Origin of the sequence: Flavobacterium sp. N2038 (assembly GCF_025947185.1) — a bacterium.
Lineage (GTDB): Bacteria > Bacteroidota > Bacteroidia > Flavobacteriales > Flavobacteriaceae > Flavobacterium.
On the sequence record NZ_CP110001.1, the window covers coordinates 227,245 to 253,234 of the forward strand.

At 33.1% G+C, this 25,990-nt stretch carries 28 protein-coding genes; 20 read left to right on the top strand and 8 right to left on the bottom strand.

Translation table 11 applies throughout. The features are described 5' to 3' along the window. Positions 1 to 17: 17 nt before the first annotated feature. Positions 18 to 494, bottom strand: coding sequence for a TspO/MBR family protein (locus OLM51_RS00875; protein ID WP_264552548.1), 477 nt, complete (start codon positions 492 to 494; stop codon positions 18 to 20). Between the two features lie 150 nt (positions 495 to 644). Here OLM51_RS00875 and OLM51_RS00880 point away from each other — a divergent pair, with 150 nt between their 5' ends. The 5 genes from OLM51_RS00880 (at position 645) to OLM51_RS00900 (ending at position 5,643) form a co-directional block, all read left to right on the top strand. Beyond that, positions 645 to 1,745, top strand: a complete 1,101-nt coding sequence (locus OLM51_RS00880) for a diphosphomevalonate/mevalonate 3,5-bisphosphate decarboxylase family protein (RefSeq protein WP_264552549.1) — start codon at positions 645 to 647, stop codon at positions 1,743 to 1,745. 47 nt (positions 1,746 to 1,792) lie between these two features. After that, a complete protein-coding gene (locus OLM51_RS00885) occupies positions 1,793 to 2,731 on the top strand; it encodes a mevalonate kinase (RefSeq protein ID WP_264552550.1) in 939 nt (312 codons plus the stop codon). Positions 2,732 to 2,806: 75 nt separating this feature from the next. Further along, the gene (locus OLM51_RS00890; RefSeq protein WP_264552551.1) at positions 2,807 to 3,397 is read left to right on the top strand and encodes a DUF502 domain-containing protein; all 591 of its coding nucleotides are present in this window, start codon (positions 2,807 to 2,809) and stop codon (positions 3,395 to 3,397) included. Between the two features lie 61 nt (positions 3,398 to 3,458). Then, a complete protein-coding gene (locus OLM51_RS00895; RefSeq protein WP_264552552.1) occupies positions 3,459 to 4,415 on the top strand; it encodes a geranylgeranylglycerol-phosphate geranylgeranyltransferase in 957 nt (318 codons plus the stop codon). 319 nt (positions 4,416 to 4,734) lie between these two features. Then, on the top strand, positions 4,735 to 5,643 hold the full coding sequence (locus OLM51_RS00900) for a pseudouridine synthase (RefSeq protein ID WP_264552553.1): 909 nt from the start codon (positions 4,735 to 4,737) through the stop codon (positions 5,641 to 5,643). 59 nt (positions 5,644 to 5,702) lie between these two features. On the opposite strand, the gene OLM51_RS00905 is transcribed toward OLM51_RS00900, so the two are convergent. Continuing rightward, positions 5,703 to 6,305, bottom strand: a complete 603-nt coding sequence (locus OLM51_RS00905; RefSeq protein ID WP_264552554.1) for a DUF937 domain-containing protein — start codon at positions 6,303 to 6,305, stop codon at positions 5,703 to 5,705. A 47-nt stretch (positions 6,306 to 6,352) separates the two neighbouring features. On the opposite strand from OLM51_RS00905, the gene OLM51_RS00910 reads away from it, so the two are divergent. Continuing rightward, positions 6,353 to 6,589 carry a hypothetical protein gene (locus tag OLM51_RS00910; protein WP_264552555.1) on the top strand — a complete coding sequence of 79 codons (237 nt, stop codon included), beginning with the start codon at positions 6,353 to 6,355 and terminating at the stop codon, positions 6,587 to 6,589. Here the strand turns inward: OLM51_RS00910 and OLM51_RS00915 are convergent. Beyond that, positions 6,586 to 7,086: a DUF456 domain-containing protein gene (locus tag OLM51_RS00915; RefSeq protein WP_264552556.1), complete on the bottom strand. Its 501-nt coding sequence runs from the start codon at positions 7,084 to 7,086 to the stop codon at positions 6,586 to 6,588. The two genes, OLM51_RS00910 and OLM51_RS00915, sit on opposite strands and share 4 nt — an antisense overlap. Before the next feature lie 44 nt (positions 7,087 to 7,130). Here OLM51_RS00915 and OLM51_RS00920 point away from each other — a divergent pair, with 44 nt between their 5' ends. Both OLM51_RS00920 and OLM51_RS00925 read left to right on the top strand, forming a co-directional pair. Further along, entirely contained in the window at positions 7,131 to 7,505 is a 375-nt protein-coding gene (locus OLM51_RS00920) for a hypothetical protein (protein ID WP_264552557.1), read from the top strand. A 50-nt stretch (positions 7,506 to 7,555) separates the two neighbouring features. Continuing rightward, positions 7,556 to 8,035, top strand: a complete 480-nt coding sequence (locus OLM51_RS00925) for a hypothetical protein (protein ID WP_264552558.1) — start codon at positions 7,556 to 7,558, stop codon at positions 8,033 to 8,035. A 76-nt stretch (positions 8,036 to 8,111) separates the two neighbouring features. On the opposite strand, the gene OLM51_RS00930 is transcribed toward OLM51_RS00925, so the two are convergent. Together OLM51_RS00930 and OLM51_RS00935 are read right to left on the bottom strand one after the other, a co-directional pair. Then, on the bottom strand, positions 8,112 to 9,215 hold the full coding sequence (locus tag OLM51_RS00930) for a glycosyltransferase family 2 protein (protein ID WP_264552559.1): 1,104 nt from the start codon (positions 9,213 to 9,215) through the stop codon (positions 8,112 to 8,114). Continuing rightward, positions 9,212 to 10,156, bottom strand: coding sequence for a flippase-like domain-containing protein (locus OLM51_RS00935; RefSeq protein WP_264552560.1), 945 nt, complete (start codon positions 10,154 to 10,156; stop codon positions 9,212 to 9,214). Before OLM51_RS00935 ends, OLM51_RS00930 begins: the two co-directional genes overlap by 4 nt. Before the next feature lie 104 nt (positions 10,157 to 10,260). Between OLM51_RS00935 and ruvC the strand changes: the two genes are divergently transcribed. The 9 genes from ruvC (at position 10,261) to OLM51_RS00980 (ending at position 16,548) form a co-directional block, all read left to right on the top strand. Further along, positions 10,261 to 10,815: a crossover junction endodeoxyribonuclease RuvC gene (gene ruvC / locus OLM51_RS00940; RefSeq protein WP_264552561.1), complete on the top strand. Its 555-nt coding sequence runs from the start codon at positions 10,261 to 10,263 to the stop codon at positions 10,813 to 10,815. A gap of 84 nt (positions 10,816 to 10,899) precedes the next feature. Then, positions 10,900 to 12,030, top strand: a complete 1,131-nt coding sequence (hemW, locus tag OLM51_RS00945; protein ID WP_264552562.1) for a radical SAM family heme chaperone HemW — start codon at positions 10,900 to 10,902, stop codon at positions 12,028 to 12,030. A gap of 116 nt (positions 12,031 to 12,146) precedes the next feature. After that, on the top strand, positions 12,147 to 12,524 hold the full coding sequence (locus tag OLM51_RS00950; protein WP_264552563.1) for a GxxExxY protein: 378 nt from the start codon (positions 12,147 to 12,149) through the stop codon (positions 12,522 to 12,524). Positions 12,525 to 12,721: 197 nt separating this feature from the next. Next, positions 12,722 to 13,687 (top strand): D-2-hydroxyacid dehydrogenase family protein, encoded by a 966-nt coding sequence (locus tag OLM51_RS00955; protein ID WP_264552564.1) that lies wholly within the window; start codon positions 12,722 to 12,724, stop codon positions 13,685 to 13,687. A gap of 31 nt (positions 13,688 to 13,718) precedes the next feature. Then, complete coding sequence (locus OLM51_RS00960) at positions 13,719 to 14,486, top strand: cyclase family protein (protein ID WP_264552565.1); 768 nt, start codon at positions 13,719 to 13,721, stop codon at positions 14,484 to 14,486. 138 nt (positions 14,487 to 14,624) lie between these two features. Further along, entirely contained in the window at positions 14,625 to 15,026 is a 402-nt protein-coding gene (locus tag OLM51_RS00965) for a GNAT family N-acetyltransferase (RefSeq protein WP_264552566.1), read from the top strand. Next, positions 15,023 to 15,373, top strand: a complete 351-nt coding sequence (locus OLM51_RS00970; protein WP_264552567.1) for a DUF4260 domain-containing protein — start codon at positions 15,023 to 15,025, stop codon at positions 15,371 to 15,373. The genes OLM51_RS00965 and OLM51_RS00970 overlap by 4 nt, the downstream gene beginning before the upstream one ends. 7 nt (positions 15,374 to 15,380) lie before the next feature. Then, positions 15,381 to 15,752: an MmcQ/YjbR family DNA-binding protein gene (locus tag OLM51_RS00975; RefSeq protein ID WP_264552568.1), complete on the top strand. Its 372-nt coding sequence runs from the start codon at positions 15,381 to 15,383 to the stop codon at positions 15,750 to 15,752. An 85-nt stretch (positions 15,753 to 15,837) separates the two neighbouring features. Further along, complete coding sequence (locus OLM51_RS00980; RefSeq protein ID WP_264552569.1) at positions 15,838 to 16,548, top strand: PH domain-containing protein; 711 nt, start codon at positions 15,838 to 15,840, stop codon at positions 16,546 to 16,548. Between the two features lie 147 nt (positions 16,549 to 16,695). On the opposite strand, the gene OLM51_RS00985 is transcribed toward OLM51_RS00980, so the two are convergent. Next, positions 16,696 to 17,796 (bottom strand): DUF4407 domain-containing protein, encoded by a 1,101-nt coding sequence (locus OLM51_RS00985; RefSeq protein WP_264552570.1) that lies wholly within the window; start codon positions 17,794 to 17,796, stop codon positions 16,696 to 16,698. Between the two features lie 234 nt (positions 17,797 to 18,030). Here OLM51_RS00985 and OLM51_RS00990 point away from each other — a divergent pair, with 234 nt between their 5' ends. Next, positions 18,031 to 20,841, top strand: a complete 2,811-nt coding sequence (locus tag OLM51_RS00990) for a TonB-dependent receptor (RefSeq protein WP_264552571.1) — start codon at positions 18,031 to 18,033, stop codon at positions 20,839 to 20,841. Positions 20,842 to 20,917: 76 nt separating this feature from the next. Next, entirely contained in the window at positions 20,918 to 21,976 is a 1,059-nt protein-coding gene (locus OLM51_RS00995) for a phytase (RefSeq protein ID WP_264552572.1), read from the top strand. 121 nt (positions 21,977 to 22,097) lie between these two features. Here OLM51_RS00995 and pckA read toward each other — a convergent pair whose 3' ends face one another. After that, entirely contained in the window at positions 22,098 to 23,702 is a 1,605-nt protein-coding gene (pckA, locus tag OLM51_RS01000) for a phosphoenolpyruvate carboxykinase (ATP) (RefSeq protein ID WP_264552573.1), read from the bottom strand. 301 nt (positions 23,703 to 24,003) lie between these two features. Then, a complete protein-coding gene (locus OLM51_RS01005) occupies positions 24,004 to 24,390 on the bottom strand; it encodes a DUF423 domain-containing protein (RefSeq protein WP_264552574.1) in 387 nt (128 codons plus the stop codon). A 187-nt stretch (positions 24,391 to 24,577) separates the two neighbouring features. On the opposite strand from OLM51_RS01005, the gene OLM51_RS01010 reads away from it, so the two are divergent. After that, positions 24,578 to 25,942 (top strand): saccharopine dehydrogenase family protein, encoded by a 1,365-nt coding sequence (locus OLM51_RS01010; protein ID WP_264552575.1) that lies wholly within the window; start codon positions 24,578 to 24,580, stop codon positions 25,940 to 25,942. Positions 25,943 to 25,990 lie beyond the last annotated feature (48 nt).

Below are 25,990 nucleotides of genomic sequence, written 5' to 3' on the forward strand. Positions count from 1 at the left end.
TTGAAACCTGAAACAAACTATTTATTCAGCCACCAAATACTAGCGTTCAAAACTGCTGCAAACGCAACCCACACCATATATGGAATCAATAAATAACCCGAAATTTTATTGATTTTGACAAATTTTAAATACGTTTCGTAAATCATCAGCCATAAAAGCACGATTTCAATTAAAGCCAGCATCGGATTTTTCAATCCGAAGAATAGATATGACCAAATCGAATTTAAAATCAATTGAATTATAAAGAACAATAATGCCTTCTTAACTTCTTCGGTTTGCTCTTTTATCTTGTCCCAGACTAAAGCCGCAGCAATCGCCATAAAAATGTAAAGAATAGTCCAAACTGGCATAAAAATCCAATTCGGCGGATTAAAAACCGGTTTTTCCAGCATTACATACCAAGTTTCAATACTTGGTCTTGTTACTAAACTTGCAGAATATCCAACTGCTAAACAAATAATTAATGCAATAGCGATTTTTACGAACTTATTCATGGTATCAATTTTGTAGTCAAAAATAGTTAAAAGAAAATTAAACCATAATAAGTAATATAAGTTCATTTTAGCAAAGCCTGCTTATAATTTCTTATATTACTTATATGGTGAAAAAATTTAAAAACTATCTTTGCCAAAATTTTATAATTCATGTTAACAGCAGCTGATTTTATTCCAAATCAATATACTTCAACAATCGAAAACGGAAACTTTGAATGGAGCGCTCCAAGCAACATTGCATTAGTGAAATACTGGGGTAAAAAAGACAACCAGATTCCGGCAAATCCATCTGTAAGTTTTACACTAAACAATTGCAAAACAATTACAAAGCTGGCTTTTTCAAAAAAAGACAATTCGACTCCGCTCAGCGAGACAAATAGCTTTTCTTTTGATTTGCTTTTTGAAGGAAAACCTAAAGAAGATTTTAAACCAAAGATTCAGAAATTTTTAGAAAGAGTTGAAATTTATTTGCCGTTTTTGAAAGAATATCATTTTACAATTGACACTCAGAATACATTTCCACACAGTTCAGGAATTGCATCTTCGGCTTCAGGAATGGCGGCTTTGGCAATGAATTTTATGAGTTTAGAGAAATTATTAAATCCGGAAATGACAGATGATTATTTCTATCAAAAAGCCTCATTTTTGGCCCGTTTAGGTTCAGGAAGTGCCTGCCGAAGCGTAAAAGGAAATGTAGTTGTTTGGGGAAATCAAGCCAATATTGAAGGAAGCACCGATTTATTTGGTGTTGAATTTCCATATGCGATTCACGAAAATTTCAAGAACTATCAAGATACTATTTTATTAGTCGATAAAGGCGAAAAACAAGTTTCAAGTACTGTAGGACACGACTTAATGCATAATCATCCTTATGCTGAAAGACGTTTTGCTCAGGCACATGAAAATCTGGATAAACTAGTGAACATTTTTGAAAGCGGTGATTTAGTAGAATTCATAAAAGTTGTAGAAAGCGAAGCTTTGACGCTACATGCTATGATGATGACTTCAATGCCCTATTTTATTTTAATGAAGCCAAATACGCTGCAAATCATAAATGCAATCTGGAAATTTAGACAAGAAACCCAGATTCCAGTATGTTTTACACTTGATGCCGGTGCAAATGTACATGTACTTTATCCCGAAAACGTTAGCGAAAAAGTATTACAATTTATTCAGGACGAATTAGTTGTATTTTGTCAGAATGGTCAGTACATTTGCGACAAAATTGGAAGCGGATCAATTGCATTATAATTTTCCGTATCTTTAATTAATTTTTTAAGACAGACATAAAATAAATCATGAAAGGACCACTATTTTACTCAAAAATATTACTCTTTGGAGAATACGGAATTATCCGCGACTCTAAAGGACTTTCTATCCCTTATAATTTTTACAACGGTGCATTGAAGAAATCTGAAGAGCCAACGGCAGAAGCAATCTCTTCAAACAAAAGTTTAAGAAGTTTTGCTTCTTATCTTGAAGTACTTCATGTACAGCAACCGGAATTGGTTACTTTTGATTTGAACACGCTTAAAAACGATGTTGAAACCGGAATGTACTTTGATTCCAGTATTCCTCAAGGATATGGCGTTGGAAGCAGTGGTGCCCTCGTAGCAGCTATTTATGATAAATATGCTATTAACAAAATCACTGTTTTAGAAAATTTAACCCGCGAAAAGCTTTTACAGCTAAAAAATATATTTTCTCAGATGGAAAGCTTTTTCCATGGAAAAAGTTCTGGTTTAGATCCGTTAAATAGCTATTTGAGTATTCCGATTTTAATTAATTCTAAAGATAATATTGAAGCAACCGGAATTCCGACTCAAAGCTTTGACGGAAAAGGTGCTGTATTTTTATTAGACTCAGGAATTGTTGGTGAAACGGCTCCTATGGTAAATATTTTTATGGAAAACCTAAAAGACAAAGGTTTCCGCACGATGCTTAAAAATCAGTTTGTTAAATATACAGATGCCTGCGTAGAAAACTTTCTGCATGGAGATATGAAATCGCTGTTTACCAATACTAAGAAGCTTTCTAAGGTTGTATTAAACAACTTTAAACCAATGATTCCGGAACAATTTCACGGAATCTGGCAGCACGGAATTGATACTAACGATTATTACTTAAAACTTTGCGGTTCTGGTGGAGGCGGTTATATTCTTGGCTTTACCGAAGATTTAGAACGCGCAAAAGCATCTTTGAAAGATTACAAACTAGAAGTAGTTTATCAATTTTAAGTTTTATTCTCTTAAAAAAGTTAGCGCTATTTGAATACATTTTCCTAAAATCTTAATCCTAAAAAGTTACTGAATATGAAAAGTATTTTAAAGATTATCAAAGCAACTTTTTTAGGAGGAATTCTTTTTTTAGTACCATTAGTTGTTCTGTTGGTTTTTTTGGAAAAAGGATATGGAATAATTCAAAAAACCACGCTCCCTATTGTAAATAACTTTCCAAAAATTAATGTTTTAGGAATTGCACTTCAGGAACTTATTGGAATATTGATTATTATTCTTATTTGCTTATTTGCGGGATTGCTGGCAAAAACTGTGGCTGCCAGGAATCTGGTTCAAAAATTAGAAGACGGTGTTTTGAGTTTTGTTCCCGGATATTCATTTATGAAAAGCATGAATGAAAATATTTTAGGTTTTGAATCTAATGAAGACTTAAAAGTAATCCTGGTCCCTACTGATGCCGGCTTGCAATTTGCTTTTTTAATAGAACAAATAAGTGAAGAGAAATTTACAGTCTTTATTCCGGATGCGCCAAATCCATGGAGCGGATCTGTAGTTTTTGTAGAAAAAAAAGACATCCAGGATATTGAAATTACACAAAAACAGGCTCTGGCTTGTATTAGAAAACTAGGTTATGGTTCTAAAGAATTGTTAAAAAACAAACTCTAAATTTTTGAATCAAAAAATATATTTTAACTTCCCTCAATATAATCCATCACACTTTTAATTTATGTTAAGCAGACAGCACAAACTTATAGTAATGAAAATTGTTAGTTTGTTTTCTGTCGTGCGTGGTTACAATATTCCGATCATTATTCTGGCACAATATTTATCGGCTATTTTTATTCTCGCTCCCGAGAAAAGAGCACTTGATATCTTACTTGATTTTTATTTATTTCTAATTGTTTTTGCATCTGCAATTACAATTGCTTCAGGATATATTATCAATAATTTTTACGACAGCCAAAAGGATTTAATAAACAGACCAAACAAATCGATGCTGGATCGTTTAGTGAGTCAAAAGACAAAACTAACCGTTTATTTTAGTCTAAATTTTATAGCTGTATTAATGGCTTCCATTGTTTCATGGCGTGCTTTTTTGTTCTTTTCAGGCTATATTTTTTTGATTTGGTTTTACTCCCATAAAATAAAAAAATATCCATTTGTTGGCAATTTAACAGCCGCACTTATGGCAGTAACTCCTTTTTTTGCCATTCTGTTATATTTCTACAATTCGATTTCGTTTGAAGAAATTGAAAATCATATGAGTCATTTTATGGTTATTTCGGCGCATGCTGTATTCCTGTTTTTATTGCTTCTAATTCGCGAAATGATAAAAGATTTAGAAAATCTGAAAGGCGATTTAGCTAATGATTATCGCACGATCCCTATTATTTACAGCGAAAAAGTTTCTAAACAAATTATTACCATTTTGACTTTTTTAACGGTCTTTCCGGTTTATATTCTAGTTAATATTTATGATGTTGGGTATATGGATATTTACTTTTATATCTGTTTTGGAGTATTATTATTTTTCCTGATTTATCTATGGAGATCAAATTCTAAAGAACATTTTTTAATACTTCATAATGTTTTGAAATTTCTGATTGTTTCGGGAGTTTTCTGCATTGTTTTGATTAATCCGAGTGTTTTGTGGCATGGACGTCAATTGATTTCTAATTTCTAAAATAGTTGTTTCACGCAGATTTGACAGATTAAGCAGATTTTCATTGTGTAAGTCTTTGTGTTGGCTTTGAGCAAGTACGTAATAACTAAATATTTATAAGAAGCCAATTGTCTAAACCCTAGCCCCGATTGAAGAGGAAATCCTTTTGTTTTTTTGAAGAAAAAATAAAAGATTGAAACGAAAAGCGGGAAACCATGCCTTAAAAAATATCTTTTGTGATGCTTTAAATCATTACAAATTTGACCGCTATTAATCTAAGAACATAGAACTTAAGAATATTTAGCAAGAATAAACTATCTTTGCACAAATTACAGATTTTATGAACAATAAGGAAGGCAATAATAAAAGAGGCGGATCTAGACCAAACAGCTCAAGATCAAACTCTAGCAAGCCAAAACCTCCTATGGCAAAACGTGCTCAGGGGCCTAAAAAAGTGAAGCCGGAAGTTAAAGCGGCTCAAGAAGCAGCAGAGCAAAAAATTAAGAAGCAAAACCAGGCTCCGAAGAGACAAAAGGCTTCTGACGAAATTCGTCTGAACAAATATATCTCTAATTCAGGGGTTTGCTCTCGTCGTGATGCCGATATATATATTCAGTCCGGTAACGTAAAAGTTAACGGAACTGTTGTTACCGAAATGGGGTATTTGGTAAAAATTAATGATGTCGTAAACTTTGACGGCGTTACTCTGACTCCGGAAAAGAAAGAATATATTTTACTGAACAAACCTAAAAACTTTACGACTGCATTTGATGAAGGTCAGGAGTATCGTAACGTTCTGGAACTTGTTCGTGGAGCTACAAATGCTAAAATTGGAGCTATTGGTAGAATGGATAAAAACACAACCGGATTGTTGTTGTTTACCAACGATACTGATATGATTCGTAAATTTACTTTACCAAATCAGAAATCGTCTAAAATCTATCAGGTTTCACTAGACAAAAACTTAAAGTTTGAGGATTTAGAAAAAATCAGCAAAGGTTTAGTTCTTGACGGACACCGCGTATTTGTTGAGGAAGTTAGTTATATCGAGAAAGAAGCAAAAAGCGAAGTGGGTCTTAAACTTCGTTCATCAAATGTAAAAGTGGTTCGTGCTATTTTTGAACACTTTGAATATGATGTTTTACGTATTGATCGTGTTGCCTTTGCAGGTTTAACAAAGAAAAATTTACCAAGAGGTAACTGGCGTTTTCTGACAGACCAAGAGGTTATCAATTTGAAAAACGCTTAATAAGCCGTTTCAAATTTTAAATATTAATCCTGTTTTGCTTTTGTAAGACGGGATTTTTTTTAGAAACTAAAAAAGTTGTGTCCGAAAAGTGTAAATATCGATCTCCCGATAGATTGGTTTTTATCTTCGACAGTTTCGTAACATGAAAATCCTAAGATGATTTTGATTCCGGGTTGAATACTGTTCAGGATCTCTCTTTTTTGTTCTTCAAGAAGTAATTTTAAACTGTCTAATAACTGCATGTTATTTTTAAGATAAGAGATCACTAAAAGTGCTGAAAAGTTAAGTATTTCTCTGGCGGTTTCGCTTTTGATTCCTACTTCGTTTGAAATCATTTCAGAAATTCTTCCTTTTTTATTTGTGAAGATTTCTTTTAGGATAGCGTTTCCTTCTATGCGGTAACAATCGTCAACTGATAAAATTCTGCCAGAAGTAAAATCTACTTCCTGATAAAAAGTGGAATCATCTGCAATTAGGTTAATAATCTCTTTGTAAAAATCTGACTCGCTTGCTTTATTATACAAACCCATTAAAACTGTTCCTATTGATACATCTATTCCTTTGATTAATAAGGCATCATTTTCAAAATAAAACTTGTTTAACTTAGAAACGACGTTGGAAGAAATGAAACGTCTTAGTTCAATTTGTAGGTTAGGAGTCATAGTTAATTTATTTAAATTATTTAAAACCGTTCAAAATAATCGATAAAGTGGGGCTTTTTATCGTTTATCAGGATAAAAATATAAAATATTTTAACATTTCCAAAAAGTTAGTTACAAATTTACGTGTCGATTTAACAGTTATTAACAGTGAAAATCTGCCAGTACCAGTAAACATAACCGTTTCGTTATCAAAAGAAAATGATTTTTTTTTTCACAAAAAACTCATTATTTTTCAAAAAAAACAGAAAAATAAGAAAAAAGCTCTAAAAAATTTAGACAATTAAAAGAGTATGCTACGATATTCCCACACCAGATGCAGGTAAAGACCTAGAAAAATAATACAAAACATGAAGTTGATAAAACTCGAAGCAAGAAATCCTAATAATGACCCTGTTGCTGCTTTTAGTGCACGCTCATGATTTTTAGAATCGTAAATAAGTTCTCCCAGGAAAGCACCAACAAATGGTCCTATAATAACTCCGAAAGGGATTGGTGCAAAAATACCTACTATTAAACCAATGTTTGTTCCCCAGACTCCATAAGAACTACCTCCAAATTTTTTGGTTCCTTTAGAAGGAATTATATAATCTAAAACTGTAATAATGATTGTAATGGCAAACGTAATCCCCAAAACCCAATAATTATTCTCGACAGCTTTTGTTAAATACAACAACAACAAACCTACCCAACAACTTGATAATCCGGGTAAAACGGGAAGAAAACTACCAAAAACTCCAACTATCATACAGATAAAACTGAGTGTCAACAATAATGAATCCATAAAAATTTTGTAATTTTACACCTACAATTTAAATAAATTTAAAGATGCGTATTATATTAAAACTAGCTCTTTTGTCCTTATTGGTCAACATTAGTGTTTGTGCGCAAACTAAAGAAAAATCAATTGACGACAAAATATTACTAGACAGTCTTTATAAAAGTAATAAGAAAAAAGTATTAAATTTTTCAATGAAAGAATTTGACGCGCTTTTTTTTGAATTTTTCAGTAAAAAGAATGATCCTAATGTTCTTTTAACGAAAACAGAATTTTACAATTATACCGTTCAAATTGCTGCATTCTCAGATCGGCTTGCTCTTTTATATCCTGACCAAAAGGAAGTTGCTGTCAAAAACAAAGAAACCTGGCTCTCTGAAAACTATGAAGATTATCTGGAATACAAGGCATCTCAAAAAAAATAATCGTACTTTTATATTTTAAATAACAGTTTATTTAATTCAACGCCAAAATCTTGAAGCAGTTTTCCTTTTTTTTAGTATTCCTCTTTTTTAATTCTTGTCAATACTTTGGGAAGCAGATTCCGTCTGAAAAAGATTTACTACAAAAAGAATTAAAATCAATTAACTGGAAAGAAGTCGACGAATACCCAACTGTTGCCAATTGCGAAGCGATAAGTGATAAAAAAGAACGTCAAAAATGTTTTTTTGATGTTATGGCGCAGCTTATTCAGGAAAAACTAAATATTGACAGCCTATCAATCTTATATCCGGAACTAGATACAGTTGAAGTCAAAGTAACCGTTTTTCCTAATTCAAAAATAAAATTCGAGCCTCAGTTTCCAAAAGATTCAGTTGCTTATGACACAATCAAAATCGATAGTATTCTTAAGGCACGTTTAATTGATTTCCCCAAAGTAAATCCTGCCATAAAACGTGGAGTTCCCGTAAAAACACAATTTATTCTGCCCGTTATTATTAAAGCAAAAGAGTAATTTTTTTAATCAACAGAAAGAAGATATGTTCATTTAATCTCTTCACACAAGTTTTAAATTCTCAACAAATTATTACTTACTTTCTAAACTGACGATCTTTCCATTCATAAGATCCAAACAAACTATACAAAGCTACTGTCGAACTAAAAAAGGGATAAAATAAACTACTTAAAAGCAAGCTTTTTATTCGGTTTTGAGTCAAAAATTGATTTGCGCTGTAAAGCAAAACAAAATCAATTAGGAATTTAGAAAAAGCAAACAAAACAAAAATTGGATAGGAAAAAAAACCTAAAAGGAGGAAGAAAAAACCAATTACAAAACTCAAATTCCCCAGGAAAACAATCAATCCTAAAAACTTACCGAAAGTACTTCTGTACGAACTTGTTTTTGCTGCCCAACGAACTCTCTGATAAAACAATGCTTTCCAATTTTCTGTTGGTTTTGTAATTACAATTGCTTCTTCTGCTTTTAAATAATGAACTTCTTGCGGAAATTTTTCAAATGCTTTTTGCAGCAAAAACACGTCATCACCGCTGGCGATTTTGTCATTTCCTTCAAAACCATTTAAGCTTTCAAACAATGATTTTTTGTATGCAAAATTGGCTCCGTTACACATAAAACCTCTGTTTACACCAAAACTTCCAATTGTTGCGCCTTGTAAACTGGTCAAATCTAATTGCTGGAAATGATCCAGAAATGAATTTTTACATTTATACGTCACAGCACCCGCAAGCATTAAAACACTGGTTTCCTGTATATAATTATCAAATGTCAAAAGCCAGTTTTGAGGAACAATACAATCAGCATCAGTTGTAATAACCCAATCTGTTTTTACATATTGTATTGCAGTCGTAATTGCATCTTTTTTTGGAGAATTTGAAACGCGAATATTGTCAATAATTGATACTTGATAATTAACAATTGATAATTGAAACTTCTCATTAGAATTATCATCAACTAAAATCACTTCAAATAAACTTGATGGGTAATTTAAACTGGAAAAGCTTTTTAAAAGATTTGGAAGATTGTCTGCTTCATTTCGAAACGGAACTATAATTGTAAAACTTGTTTTCGGTTCTAAACCTTTTTTATAAAATGTTTTTGCTTTAAAAAAACCATAAATAAGCAAAACAATACAGATTGTATAAACGGCTAATATGGCGAACAATCCAAAAATCATTCTGTCGTTTTGGTTTTAAAATTCAGCACAAAATAACTTCCTAAAACTACCGGAAGAACTACGTTTAAAAACCACATTAGCGTGCTGATAAAAATAACAATCCATTCGTTTACACCCAAAATTCCAAAGAAATAAATGGCCACACTTCCTTTTACTGCAAAATCTAAAAACTGAAAGGTGGGCAATGACGAAGCCAAAAAGTAAACAGATGTAATCGCGGCCATTAAGGTTAAATAAGGCAAATCAACATCAAAAGCTAAAAACAAAAAGTAATATTGGTGCGAAAAAACCAAATAGCGACAAATACCTAAAAAGATATTTTTTTGATGCACTGATTTTGGAATTTCATTTATTTTATGAATCAGTTTTTCAATTGAGTATCCTTTAACTTTTATTTTTTTGACTGAAAACAAAACGACTAAAATCAGCAAAAATCCACCAAACAAAATCAAAACTGTTTTGGTCGTAATTACATTAAATTGAGCGTTGAAATATAACAGCCCAAATATTCCAAAAATAATAGTCAGAATCATCTGGATTCCGTTACAGATTAAATTTAGAAAAACTACTCTTTTGGCTTCCGATTTTGAGTAATACAAAGCTTTTCCGGCGTACTCTCCTACTCCATTTGGTGTGAAAATTCCGGCCGTCAGAGCTGCTAAAACTTGTTTTGTAGCTTCGTAACCCGAAATTTTATGAATTACTTGTGCCAGATTCTGCCATTTTAAAATCTCAAAATAGCGATTCAAAACACTCAAAAGCAAGATAAATCCAATTCCTAAAACAGATTGTTTTTTTCGAAACAAAACAATAAACTTTTGCCAGTCCAGTTTATCATTGTTTGCCAGCTGATTGTAAATAAAATAAAATGCACCGCCAACAATCAAAAGTTTGGCTACAAGAACAAGGAATTGCTTAGCTTTGTGAGGAATTGAAATCATGCTGCAAAAGTAATCAAATGTGCCAATGAAAATGTGCCAATTTGAAAATTAGAAAATTAGTTAATTTTCCAAACTTGAAACCTTAAACTTGAAACCAAAATCTCTTGACAAAAGAACGCATCATATTAGGTATTGACCCCGGAACCACAATCATGGGTTTTGGATTAATTAAAGTAACCAATAAAAAAATGGAATTTCTGCAATTGAATGAATTACAGCTTTCCAAATACGATAATCATTATCAAAAACTGAAAATAATCTTTGAAAGAACCATCGAATTAATCGAGACGCATCATCCCGACGAAATTGCTATTGAAGCACCTTTCTTTGGTAAAAACGTTCAGTCGATGTTAAAGCTTGGTCGTGCACAAGGCGTTGCAATGGCAGCAGGACTTTCAAGAGATATTCCAATCACGGAATATGAACCTAAAAAGATAAAAATGGCAATTACCGGAAACGGAAATGCCAGCAAAGAACAGGTTGCCAAAATGCTGCAACAGCTTTTGGGCTTAAAAGAATTGCCGAAAAATCTCGATTCAACCGATGGTTTAGCAGCGGCAGTTTGTCACCATTTTAATTCCGGAAAAGTCATTGCCGGAAAAAGTTACTCGGGTTGGGATGCTTTTGTGAAACAGAATGAAGATAAAATTAGAAAATGAGATAATTAGTCAATTAGATAATTTCTTCCAAGCCTAATTTTCATTATCTAATTATCAAATTGACACATTATCTAATTAAAAAAAATGAGCGGTATCTACATCCATATTCCATTCTGTAAACAAGCATGTCATTATTGCGACTTTCATTTTTCGACTTCAATGAAAAAGAAAGACGACATGGTTTTGGCTTTAGCCAAAGAAATTAACATGCGCAAAAATGAATTTGCAGCTGAAACTATAGAAACCATCTATTTCGGCGGAGGAACTCCTTCGGTATTATCAAATGACGAAATCAATTTTTTAATTTCTGAAGTTTACAAAAATTATACTGTTGCAGATAACCCGGAAATTACACTCGAAGCCAATCCGGATGATTTATCTGCGGAACGAATTCTGGAATTGTCTAAAAGTCCAATAAATAGATTAAGCATCGGAATTCAGTCTTTTTATGAAGAAGATTTGAAGATGATGAACCGTGCTCATAATTCGGCGGAAGCCAAAAAATGTCTGGAAGAAGCTACTAAATATTTTGACAATATCTCACTGGATTTGATTTACGGAATCCCGGGAATGACTGACGAAATGTGGAGACAAAATATACAAACGGCTTTAGATTTTGGTATTCCCCATATCTCAAGTTATGCTTTGACAGTTGAACCAAAGACGGCACTAAGCAAATTAATTCAAACCGGAAAAATTGCAGAACCACAGGACGAAGCGGCTTCCAATCATTTTATGATTTTGGTTGAAATACTTCAGAAAAATGGTTTTATTCATTATGAATTATCCAATTTTGGAAAAGAGAACTATTTCTCCAAAAACAATTCGGCTTATTGGCTAGGTAAAAAATATATCGGAATCGGTCCTTCTGCACATAGTTATGATGGCGAAAAAAGAGGCTGGAATATTGCTAATAATTCCTTGTATCTGAAATCAATTCAAAATAATGAACTTCCAATTGAAACTGAAACCCTAACCGTTTCAGATCGTTATAACGAATACATTATGACAGGTTTACGAACCATTTGGGGTGTTTCTTTAGAAAGAATTAAAAATGAATTTGGACTGGAATATTTAAATTATCTTCAAAAGCAATCTCAAAAATTCTTAAACGACAATTTACTTTTTATTGAAAATGATATCCTGAAACCAACTCCAAAAGGAAAATTTTTAACAGATGGAATCGCTTCAGATTTATTTTATGTAGACTCTTAGGCTTAACCGCAAGGTTCGCAAAGGTTTACGCAAAGCACGCTGTTTTGTTTTTTTTTGTAAGAATTAAACTATATTTTAAATCTCAAATGTTATATTTGAAATTTAATTTTGATTTTATGTCCGAAAATGATTTATCTCGAATTGTGTTTCACTCGGCCTTGAAGGTTCATCAATCTTTAGGTCCGGGTCTTTTAGAAAATGCTTATGAAGCATGCTTGTTTTATGAGTTGAAGAAACTCAACTTATTAGTTGAAAAACAAAAGGCTTTACCCTTAATTTATGAAGAAGTAAAATTAGATGTTGGTTATCGATTAGATATTTTAGTAGAAAACAAACTAATTTTGGAAATAAAAGCAGTCGATTGTTTAAATGAAGTTCATTTTGCTCAACTATTAACTTATTTAAAACTGACCAATTGCAAACTAGGATTATTAATAAATTTTAATGTCGCATTACTAAAACACGGAGTCAAAAGAATAGCGAACAATCTTTAACAAAAAACTCTGGCGTCCTTTGCGCAAACCTTTGCGAGCCTTGCGGTTAAATTATAACAGCAAAATAAACAACCTGAAAATCGAATTATCAAAATCAACTCCAAAAGGAAAATTTTTGACAGATGGAATTGCTTCAGATTTATTTTATCTAACTTTATAGTAAAAACATTTTCAATAATTCAAAATGTCAAAATATTATGAAAATTACACTACTGGATGATTATCAAAATGCTGTTGAAAAGCTGGAATCTTTCAAAATATTAAAAGGATTGGATGTTACTATTTTAAATCATACTGAAAAAAATACTTCAAAATTAGCGGAACTATTAAAAGATACCGAAATTCTGATTTTAATTCGGGAAAGGACACAAATAACAGCAGATTTACTTTCAAAATTACCAAAACTGAAACTTATCAGTCAGACCGGAAAAAAATCAAATCACATTGATATTGATGCTTGTACAAAACATAAAATTGCAGTTGCAGAAGGAATTGGTTCACCTATTGCTCCATCAGAACTTGCATGGGCTCTGATCATGAATTCTGTTCGACAAATACCACAGGCGATTCAGGGAATGAAAGAAGGAAAATGGCAAACTAATATTGGTTCTGTCATAAGTGGTAAAACATTAGGAATTTGGGGTTATGGCAAAATAGGACAACATATTGCCAAATATGCCGACGTATTTGGAGCAAATGTATTGGTTTGGGGAAGCCTTGATTCCAGAAAACAAGCACAGCTGGATGGGTATAAAAAAGCGACTTCAAAAGAAAGTTTTTTTGCAAAAAGCGACATCATTACCTTGCATCTCAGACTTAACGAAAGTACTCATGAAATTGTAAAAGAGGCCGATCTGAATTTGATGAAACCAGATGCCGTTTTAGTAAACACAGCCCGAGCCGAATTAATAGAAAAAGGAGCATTAGTAAAAGCTTTAAAAAACGGTCGCCCCGGATTTGCTGCGCTCGATGTATATGAAGAAGAACCGGTTTACGATGTAGATTTTGAATTGCTACAAATGCCAAATGTTATCTGTACACCACATTTAGGCTATGTTGAGAAAAACAGCTACGAACTATATTTTGCAAAAGCTTTTGAGAATGTAGTCAATTTTATTCATAAAAAACCAACCAATATCGCCAATCCCGAAACATTATTATAATTGTAAACAAAGATAAATTTAGTGTTTAACTATGATAGCAAAAATCAATAACTTCGAAATTGACTTATCAAAACCTATTGATATTTCGATTCCGCTAACCAATACAGACGAAAACCCAATTGCGTGGTATATTGAAAAACCCGAGATAAAACCAGTGGTTTTTGGCGATTGGATCGGGAAAGTTTCTGAAGGAAAATCATCTACTAATTTTAATAATATTTTCTTCAATCCGCATGGACATGGGACGCATACGGAATGTCTTGGACATATTACCAATGATTTTTACAGCATTAATCAATCATTAAAACAATTTTTCTTTTTCGCTAAACTGATTACGATTGAACCTGAAAGAATTGGAGAAGATCTCGTTATTTCAAAAGAACAAGTTCTAAAAGCGTTGAGCACTTCGACTCCGCTCAGCATGACAAAAGAAGCATTAGTAATTCGTACAGTTCCAAATGAGAGAGCTAAAAAATCAAGGAAATACTCCAATACCAATCCGCCTTATTTGTCTGAGGATGCTGCGATTTTCATTCGCGAAAGCAAAATTCAGCATCTTTTGATCGATTTACCAAGTGTAGATAAAGAGCATGATGAAGGTAAGCTACTGGCGCATAAAGCGTTTTGGAATGTAAAAGACACACATCATCTAAATTCTGATGCGCGATTGAATGCTACAATTACCGAAATGATTTATGTTCCGGATGAAATAGAAGATGGAAATTATATACTAAACCTGCAAATCGCTTCGTTTGAGAATGACGCAAGTCCATCAAAACCCATTTTATATAAAATTTAATGAAGTTGCCACTAATTTTCACGAATTAATCCTGCTTTTTTGCCACAGATTAAAGGATTAAAAATGATTCAATCTGTGACAGAATAAAAAAGAAATTAAAGCAAATTAGTGAAATTCGTGGCAAAAAACATAACTCCAATGATAACAGTATCTACAGATAAAACAAATCTCGACGTTCCGTTTATACAAAACTTTTTAAAGGATATTTACTGGGCTGCGGGAAGAACTATAGACGAAGTACAGCGTACGATCGATACTTCTTTTTGTTTTGGAATTTATTTAAATGACAAACAAATTGGTTTTGCCCGCGTGATAACCGATTATGTTGTCTTTGCTTATTTAATGGATGTTTTTATTACAGAAGAACATCGCGGAAAAGGCTATTCATCGATTTTAATTGAAACAATGATGAATGAACCCCAGCTTCAGGAAGTTAAAATCTGGCGATTGGCAACAAGTGATGCGCACTTTTTATATGAAAAATTCGGATTTACAAAACTGAATCATCCTGAAAAGATGATGGAAAAAATCGTAAAATGAACACGATAATCAAACTCGAAGAAGTTGCTTTATTTATTCTCGGAATCTATCTATTCAGTCTTTTAAATTTTGAATGGTGGTGGTTTTTAGCTTTAATCTTAGTACCGGATTTGTCGATGATTGGTTATGCATTTGGGAACAAAAGTGGTGCATTTTTTTATAATGTGTTTCATCATAAAGGAATCGCAATTCTATTGTATATTTTAGGTATTTATTTTAGAAATGAATTGCTGCAATTAGCCGGAATTATTTTATTTTCACATTCAGCAATGGATCGTATTTTTGGTTATGGCCTTAAATATGAAAAGGGTTTTAAATACACGCATTTAGGTGAAATTGGAAAATAAACAAATTATGAATCTAGAAACGTTTTACGAATATTGTCTTTCGAAAAAAGGAGTCAGCGAACATTTTCCTTTTGATGAAGATACTCTGGTATTTAAAGTAGGTGCAAAAATGTTTGCTTTATCATCCTTATCGCAATGGGAAAAAGATGAAGCTTCGGTCAATTTAAAATGTGATCCGGACCGTGCACAAGAGCTCAGAGCAGAGTATGATGAAATAAAACCGGGTTTTCATATGAGTAAAGTGCATTGGAATACGGTGGCTTTAAACGGAAATTTGCCTGATAAATTTGTGAAAGAACTTATAGATCATTCGTATGAATTGGTTTTCAAAAGTTTGACAAAGAAAATTCAAAATGAAATTGTCGAATTAGAAAATTAGGCATTACATTTGCAGCGTAAGAAAAAAAACTTAGCAACTTAGTCCTGATAGCTATCGGGATATAACTTAGCAACTTATACCACCCATGAAAGAACAATTTAAAAAATTTCTGAACGAAGAACAAGATCCAAAAGCGATTGAAAAAATCACTTCAAAACTCACTGATTTATTAATGAAAGGTGAAGAAGTTGGATATATCGCAGTACAAAAAAAACCTGCAATAACTGTTTTTCCTGACAGTATAGTTTTGACTAATAAAAGAATTATCATCTGCAAACCTAAAAATCTTGGTCTTTCTATGGACTTTACAGATTATACCTGGGATGATATTGCAAGTACTTTTGTAAAAGAAAACATCTTAGGTTCTGAGTTTTCATTTGGTACAAAAACAGATTTAGCTGTTTCTATTGATTACATCCCTAAAATTCAGGCAAGAAAGATTTATACTTATGCTAAAGAGCAAATGGATTTATTAAAAAATCCAGTTGTGGCAGGAGCTCCGATTCAGGAAACTGCTATAATTGAAGAAGCTGTATTTGAAGACGAGGACGAAATCGAAGAAGTTGAAACTGAAGAAGTAACAAGCTTTGCCGAAATTTTGCCGGCTGCTCCAGTCTACACTGAAACTTTCGAACCAATTCAGCCTCAGGCTCCAACCGGAGATCGTAAATTAAGCGATTTATCAAAAGAAGAACTTTTTGACAAATTGCAGAATTACAAAAAACTTCTTGACAATGGTTTAATCATGCAGGGAGAATATGATACTTATAAAAAAGAAATCTTAAGCTATATGTAAAATTAGTCTTAAAGTCAAAAGTCGAAAGTCTTAAAGTTTTCCTGACTTTGCTTAGATATAAAAAAGCCAAAATAGAAATTCTATTTTTGGCTTTTTCTTTTTTAAGTCTGTACTTCACTTTCAAACTTTCGACTTTTGACTTTAAGACTAAAGCGTAGCTTTCTGTTTTTCTACAAATTTATGGGATTGTAATTCCAGTAACTCTTTGGCATTTTTTCGTTGTAAATCAAATAGTCCTCTGTCTTCGGCAATATCAGCATAAACCTTGTCATGCATTGTGGCGCTGGTTTTAACTAATAATTCACGCTGGTACTTATTTTGTACCAAAGTCGCTTTCATCGCCGTTTCGGCTTCTTCCTGTTTGAAATCGAATTCTCCTTTTGGAGCCAGTAATTTGGCAATAATTGGTGAAGTTTCAATCGCTAAAAACAACAGCATAATAAAAAATGACGGTAACCAGGGTAGTTTGTTCAATGCGTTTATGCGCGCCATTAAACCATCAAACCCTTCAATAATAGGTTGTGTCTGCGAAACTTTTTTATCTAAATCAGCCTGTAATTGTTTGGCTATTTTTTCTTTTTCTGCAATTTTAGCTTCGTTTGCTACTTTCAAAGCTTCAAGTTCCTTTAAAGAGGCATCATGTTTTTCGCGTTTTTCTTTATAAACTGGACCTTTTCCTAATTTTTTGGTTCCTGCAGTTCCCTCTGCTTCTGTAATGTAAGTTGAATATAAAGCATTTACTTCTTTTTCTTTTGTTACAATATCTGCTTTTAATGCTGCAATCTCTGCCATATTTTTATCTAAATCAGATTTGAAATAATTACCAACCTGCTTTTTGTTGGCTAATTCCATTTCGTTTTTCTCTTTCAATAAGACTGTATTGATTTCTTTTTCGAAAATTTTAATTTCCAGTGGTTTTGAAATAACAATAGCAATAATAATTGCCAATATAATACGCGGGGTTGCTTGTAGAAATTCATCAAAAAAACGATCTCTTTTTTTAATAGTAGAAACGATAAACCGGTCCAGATTAAAAATTAGTAAACTCCACACAAATCCGAAAATCAAAGCTGGATAAATAGAATCGAAAACAGTAAAAAGGGCATAAGCACTGGCCAGAAAAGCCATAACTGCAGTAAAGAAAACAGTGGCGCCTATACCAACATATTTGGTTTGTTCACCTTCTGAACAACCTTCGAGGAGATCACTGTCTGCCCCCGAACATAGGATAAAAAATTGTTTTAACATGATTGATGATTTTTGATTGTGATTGATATGGCAAATTTAGCGCCAAAATTTTAATTCTCAGGTAAATAGTTGATTTGTTTTTACTTACACCTTAGATTATTTGATCTTAACAAATGTTATTTTAACATTAATAACTCTATTTTTTATCCGTCTAATCATAACGTTATGTTAATTTTTTTCAACTCCTTTAATAACATTAAGGTTCTAGTTTCGCACCCAATCAAACTACACACCATGAAAAAAATTTATTTATTAGTAACATTTATGCTATTGGCCTTTTCCGGTTATGCTCAAAAAGCAATAATTTCAGGAAAAGTATTAGATATTGACGATAAACTTCCTTTGCCTGGAGCGATGATTCAGATCGTTGGCGAAAACAAATACACGGTTTCAGATTACAATGGCCGCTTTGAATTATTAAACATCAATACAGGAACCTATAAAGTAACTGTAAAATATATTGGATATACTGCAATTACTAAGGAAATAACCGTAGAGCAAGGAAAAAACAACATAATCGATTTTGCTCTTAAAACTTCGGGAACAGAATTAAATGAAGTAGTTGTTGGAGACATTTTAAAAGGTCAGGCTAAAGCGCTGAATCAACAAAAAAACAATAAGAATATTGGAAACGTAATCTCATCTGATCAGGTTGGACGTTTTCCTGATGCCAATGTGGGGGATGCCTTAAAGCGTGTTCCGGGAATCACGATGCAGAATGATCAGGGTGAAGCCAGAAACATTATTATTAGAGGTTTGGCTCCTTCTTTAAACTCTGTTACTTTAAATGGTGACCGTATTCCATCAGCAGAAGGAGACAACAGAAACGTTCAAATGGATTTAATTCCGTCTGATATGATTTCTACCATCGAAGTAAATAAAACCCTTACGTCAGATATGGATGCTGATGCTATTGGAGGTTCTGTAAACTTAATTACAAGAGCAACTCCAAATGGCGAAAGAATCTCTGCAACCCTAGCCGGAGGATATTTACCAATTCGTGAACATGCTTCTTATACTGCAGGTTTAGTTTACGGAAATCGTTTTTTCGACAACAAACTTGGCGCTGTGTTTAGCGGTTCTTATAATAATGTCGATTACGGTTCTGACAACATCGAAAACGAATGGGTAAAAGATGATTTCGGAAATGAATATTTACAGGCTTCAGAAATCAGAAAATACGACGTACAGCGTATTCGCCGTAGTGGTTCTATTGCTTTAGATTATAAATTTGACGAAAACAATACCATTTTTGCCAATGCAATTTATAACTGGAGAGACGATAGAGAAAACCGTTTCAGAACTACTTATGATGATATTGAGCCCATTTACAATGGCGAAGAAATCACTGGTTTTGAAGGACGTGTAAAACGTCAGACAAAAGGAGGAGTTGACAACAACAGAAACAAAAACAGAAGATTAGAAGACCAGCGTGTTCAGAATTATTCTATTCGCGGAGAACACTTAATAAGCTCAAAACTAGATCTTGACTGGTCTGCAAATTATGCAAAAGCAAGAGAATATCGTCCGGAAGAACGTTATATCGAATACCGTCAAAAAGGTTTAGATATGACTGAGGATTTATCGGATTTGAGATTTCCTCTAATTACAACAACCGGAGAATCTTTAGATAAATTCAAATTTGATTCGGTTACTGAAAATACAGATGATACAAGCGAAAGCGAATTTGGAGCAAAAGTAAACATCCGTTTTCCATTTTCTGTAATTGCAGGAGAAAAAGGAAGACTTAGAACAGGTCTTAGACTACGTTTAAAAGAAAAAGAAAGAAACAACTCTTTCTATTCTTATGAGCCAATTAATGACGGAATGGAATTGCTATCTGAGGTTCCTACAAGTTATTATGATGGAAAAAACTTTAATCCGGGAAGCAAATATGTACCGGGAACTTTTGCATCGGCAGCGTTCTTAGGAAGTCTGGATTTAAACAATCCTGCATTATTTGACAAAGAATCTGACCCGGCTGAATTTTTAGCTGTAAACTACAATGCAAAAGAAAGTATTTATGCTGCTTATGTAAGATGGGATCAGGATTTTAACGATAAACTTTCAATGGTTTTAGGTTTCCGTATGGAGAATACTCATATTGATTATACCGGAAATCGTGTTTTGGATGAAGAAGAATTAGAAAGCCAGATCAATACTAAAAACTCGTATACGAATGTATTACCAAGCATATCTTTTCAATATAATGCTACAAAAGATTTAGTTTTAAGGGCGGCTGTAACAACAGCTTTGGCAAGACCAAACTATTACGCATTAGCTCCTTATGTAAACAATATTGCTGCCGATAAAGAAATTACAGCCGGAAACCCGGATCTTGATGCAACATACTCATACAATTATGATTTCATGGCCGAGAATTATTTCAAATCTGTTGGTTTGATTTCCGGAGGTGTTTTCTACAAAAAACTACATGATTTCATTTACAACTACAGCGACAATCAATATACCAATGCTAAATTTGCAGCAGATTTCCCTAATCAGGTAAATCCAATTCCTGCGGGAGAAAACTGGTCATTTTTGCAATCAAGAAATGGCGACACTGTAGATGTTTACGGTTTTGAGGTTGCTTTTCAACGTCAGTTGGATTTCTTACCTGGAAAATTCCTTAAAGGTTTTGGTATCTATTTAAACTATACTTACACAAAATCTGAAGCAAAAGGTATTGCCGATGAAGACGGAAACGAAAGAAACAATATAAGTCTTCCGGGAACTACACCACATATGTTTAACGGATCTTTATCTTGGGAAAACAAACGTTTTTCTGCCAGAGTTTCAACCAACTTTACATCTGATTATTTAGATGAATTAGGTTCTGAATCTTATAAAGACAGTTATTATGACAAGCAATTTTTCTTAGATGCAAATGCTTCTTATAAAATTACACCAAAACTTCGTCTTTTTGCAGAAGCCAATAACTTAACCAACCAGCCATTACGCTACTATCAAGGTGTTGAGGCACATACAAAACAAGCTGAATATTATCAGGCTCGTTACAATTTTGGATTAAAACTGGACTTGTAAAATACAATTTTTGAAAATTCTTAAATTAGACAGAGTTTAGCGCTCTGTCTAATTGTATTAAAATATATAAAACAAAATGAAAAATAAATCTTTAATAGCTTTTTTAATTTTAAGCTTTTCTTTTATAGCTTGTAAAGATGATAAACTAGCCCCGATTGCAGCAAATGCCGTAAAACCAACAACCGTTACTGAAGCTTTACCACACGATACAGATGACCCATCGATTTGGATTCATCCAACAGATGCTTCAAAAAGTATTATTGTTGGAACCGATAAAGACACTGATGGTGGTTTGTATGCTTTTGATTTAAGTGGGAAAATTATCGCCAAATCTGAAGTTCTAAAACGCCCAAATAATGTTGATATCGCTTACGGATTATTAATAGACGGAAAAAAAACTGATATTGCAGTAACTACAGAACGCGAAACTAATAAAATAAGAATCTTTAGTTTACCAGATTTAAAAGCAATTGATAATGGCGGAATTCCAGTTTTTGAAGGGGAAGATTTGCGCGACCCAATGGGAATTGCATTATACACACGCCCTAGCGACAAGAAGATTTTTGCTGTCGTTGGCAGAAAATCGGGCCCTTCGGGAAGTTACTTATGGCAATACGAACTTTCTGGTTCTGGTAAAAATGCAGTTGCAAAAGTAGTGCGCAAATTTGGAACTTACAGCGGAAAAAAGGAAATTGAAGCCATTGCCGTTGATAACGAATTGGGAAATATTTATTACTGCGATGAACAAGTTGGAATTAGAAAATACAAGGCTGATCCTGCTTTAAACGACAATAAAGAACTAGCGTTTTTTGGTCAAAAAGATTTTAAAGCAGATCACGAAGGAATCGCGATATACAAAAAAACAGATTCTACGGGATATATTTTAGTTTCAAACCAACAGGCCAATAGTTTTATGGTTTATCCTAGAGAAGGTGCAAAAGGAAATCCAAACAGTTATCCGTTATTGGCTGAAATTCCAACCTCTACTATAGAATGTGATGGTGCCGATGTTACGAGTATTAACCTCGGAGGAGATTACAAAAACGGTCTTTTTGTAGCAATGAGTAACGGAATGACATTTCATTATTACACCTGGGATTTAATTCAAAAACGAATTGACGAGGCTAAAAAATAAGATTTTCAGGTTTTCAGTCGTAGTGTCAGTGTTCTATTTATTTTTTTTTATGCGACTGGAAACCAAAAAAAAAGCTGTTCAAATTGAACAGCTTTTTTAATTTTGAATTAGTAATTGCCCCTTATTCTGTAATTGGTGCGCCAGCTAAAATCTCAGCATTGGCAAACTCTTCAAATTTGGCAAAATTAGCTTTGAATTTTCCAGCTAATTCTAACGCTTTTTTATCGTATGTATCTTTGTCTTCCCAAGTATTTCTAGGATTTAAAATTTCAGTTGGAACATTTGGACAATCCTGAGGAATTGCAATTCCAAATACATCATGATTCTTAAACTCTACATTATCCAGTTCTCCGTTTAATGCAGCAGTAATCATGGCGCGGGTAAATTTAAGTTTCATACGGCTTCCTGTTCCGTATGCTCCACCAGTCCATCCTGTATTGATTAACCAAACTTTTACATCAGCATCTTTCATTTTTTTGCTCAACATTTCAGCATATTTTGTTGGATGCAAAGGCATAAATGGTGCTCCAAAACAAGCCGAGAAATTAGGCTGTGGTTCTGTTACTCCTGCTTCTGTTCCTGCAACTTTTGCAGTATATCCAGAGATAAAGTGGTATGCCGCCTGACCTGGAGTTAATCTAGAGATTGGAGGCAAAATTCCGAAAGAATCTGCTGTTAAGAAAAATATATTTTTTGGATTGTGACCAATAGAACCCGGCTGAATATTATCAATATGTGTTATTGGGTAACTTACACGTGTATTTTGAGTAATCGAAACATCATCAAAATCTACTTCGTTTGTTCCGGCTTTGAAAACCACATTTTCTAAAAGCGCTCCTTTTTTGATCGCTCTAAAAATGTCCGGTTCATTTTCTTCAGATAAGTTGATTACTTTAGCGTAACACCCACCCTCAAAGTTAAAAACGGTATTCTCGCTTGTCCATCCATGCTCATCATCTCCAATTAATTTACGTTCCGGATCTGCAGATAAAGTTGTTTTTCCTGTTCCTGATAAACCAAAGAAAATAGCTGTATCCCCATCTTTTCCAACATTGGCACTGCAATGCATTGGAAGCGTATTTTTGAAAACTGGTAAAATAAAGTTCAAAGCAGAAAAAATTCCTTTTTTCATTTCTCCTGTATAACCTGTACCTCCAATTAAAGCGATTTTTTTTGTAAAATCTAAAATCGCAAAGTTAGACTGGCGTGTTCCGTCTACAGCAGGATCTGCCATAAAACTTGGCGCGCAAACTACTGTCCATTCCGGAGTAAAGTTAGCTAATTCAGAATCTTCCGGTCTAAGAAACATATTGTAGCAAAACAAGTTTGACCAAGCTGTTTCTGTAACAACACGTACATTTAATCTGTAATTAGCATCAGAACAAACATATGAATCACGAACAAAAACTTCTTTGTTTGATAAAAATGCAGTTACCTTATTGTATAATTTTTCGAAAGCTTCCGGTGCGAAAGGGATATTTACTTTTCCCCACCAAACCTTATCTTCTGTAATGCTGTCTCTTACGATATAACGATCCTGAGGAGAACGTCCTGTAAATTCGCCTGTATTAATTGCCAAAGCACCTGTAGAGGCCTCAACACCTTGACCAGACTGCACAGTGATCGCATGCAATTCATCTGCTGATAATTGGTAGCGAACCGTTGCATTTTCAATTCCTAAGTCTTTTAGCGAAATCGATTGCGAGAAAAGTGTGTTAGTGTCCATAAATTTTTAGTTGTGTGTGATAATTTAATAAAAGGCAAAATTATAATTTTATTGTTTATCCTTAAAAAATATTTCAATTTCACTTTTATTAATATCAAAAAAGTAAAAATTTATCTTTTAATTCAACAAAACAAAAAAATATGCCCTACTAATTTGTTTTCTTATAATCTTAAAAATGAATTTGTTATATTTTTTTCTCTTTAAAGTAAAAAACAAGACTAATTCACACAAACAAGACTATATGTTATTTATGAGACAAAATTAAAGATTAATTTCTATACAGAATTTTTTTTTCGGCATTTTATGATTTTTTCCTCAAAATAGAAAGAAATAATACTGCCCAGCCAATAATTAATAAGAATCCGCCCAAAGGAGTTGCGAATACGATAATTTTAAAATCAAATAATGTAAGACTTTTTGTAGCTAATAAATAAATTGATCCGCTAAAAAGAATAACGCCCGCCACTACTAAGTTATAGATTGTTTTTACCGTTTTTTCGGCCATATCTTTTCTTGTTGAAAGAAACAATAAAAAAAGAGCATGATACATTTGGTATCGCACACCAACTTCAAAAGTATTTAACTCATCAACAGAAAGATATCGTTTTAATAAATGTGCACCAAAAGCACCTAAAATAATAGCCAACATTCCTAAAAAAGTTCCAGTTAAAACGATTCTTCTTTTCATGATTTATATCTTTTGAAATTTGACACAAAAATACTTCAATCTATTCTAAAAACCCTTTCGATTTTCAAATTATTTAGCTCAAAATTCTCTTATTTTTAAGCGATTCCGAAAAAAATAATTTAATTTTATGTAATTTTGATTGTTATATTTATAACATTTTAATATGTTTGTGTTAAATATTTAAATTATGAGAAGTGTTTTAATAATTGGAGCGGGCAGATCTGCATCTTCTTTAATACGGTATTTACTTTCAAAATCAGAAAGTGAAAACCTACATCTTATTGTTGCCGATTTATCTTTGGCTCTGGCCGAAAAGAAAACGCAAAATCATCCTAATGCCACACCAATCGCTTTGGATATTTTTAATACCGAAGAAAGAAGGTTAGCTATAGAAAAAGCCTCTATAGTTATTTCTATGCTTCCGGCGCATTTGCATATCGAAATTGCAAAAGACTGCCTTTATTTCAAAAAACATCTGGTAACCGCTTCTTATATAAGCGACGCTATGCAAGCTTTGAACGAAGAAGCTAAGAAGAATAACCTGATATTCATGAATGAAATTGGCCTTGATCCGGGAATTGATCATATGAGTGCCATGAAAGTTATTGACGAAATCAGGTCGCAAGGCGGAAAAATGCTGCTTTTTGAATCTTTTTGCGGTGGTTTGGTTGCCCCGGAATCCGACAATAATTTATGGAATTACAAGTTTACCTGGGCACCTAGAAATGTAGTTTTGGCAGGTCAGGGCGGTGCAGCCAAATTTATTCAGGAAGGCACTTATAAATACATTCCATATAGTGCTTTATTTCGTAGAACAGAATTTCTTGAAGTAGAAGATTACGGAAAATTTGAAGCGTATTCTAATCGTGATTCTCTTAAATACAGATCAATTTACGGACTGGATGATATCCTGACTTTATATAGAGGAACTATTAGAAGAGTTGGTTTTTCGAAAGCCTGGAATATGTTTGTACAACTGGGTATGACAGATGACAGTTACATTATAGAAGATTCTGAAAACATGAGTTATCGCCAATTCATGAATTCATTTTTACCTTATCATCCAACAGATTCGGTTGAAATTAAAACACGATTAATTCTAAAAATTGATCAGGATGATATTATGTGGGATAAACTTTTAGAATTGGATTTATTTAACCCAAATAAAAAAGTGAATTTACCAAATGCCACTCCGGCGCAAATTCTGGAAAAGATCTTAACAGATAGCTGGGCATTAGAACCAGATGACAAAGATATGATCGTTATGTATCACAAATTTGGATACGAACTGAAGGGCGAAAAAAAGCAAATCGATTCTAAAATGGTTTGCATTGGCGATGATCAGACCTATACAGCAATGGCAAAAACAGTTGGTCTTCCGGTGGCAATGGCAACATTGCTGATTTTAAACGGGAAAATCACAACTCCAGGCGTTCAGCTTCCTATAAAAAAAGAAGTTTACGAACCAATATTAAAAGAATTAGAAGAGTATGGTGTTATTTTTAATGAGCAAACCATGCCTTACTTTGGGTATAATCCGGATTTGTTCTGACCCCGGATTGTTCTTGTTTTAGAATTTTTTTTTTAGTTTATTTATCCG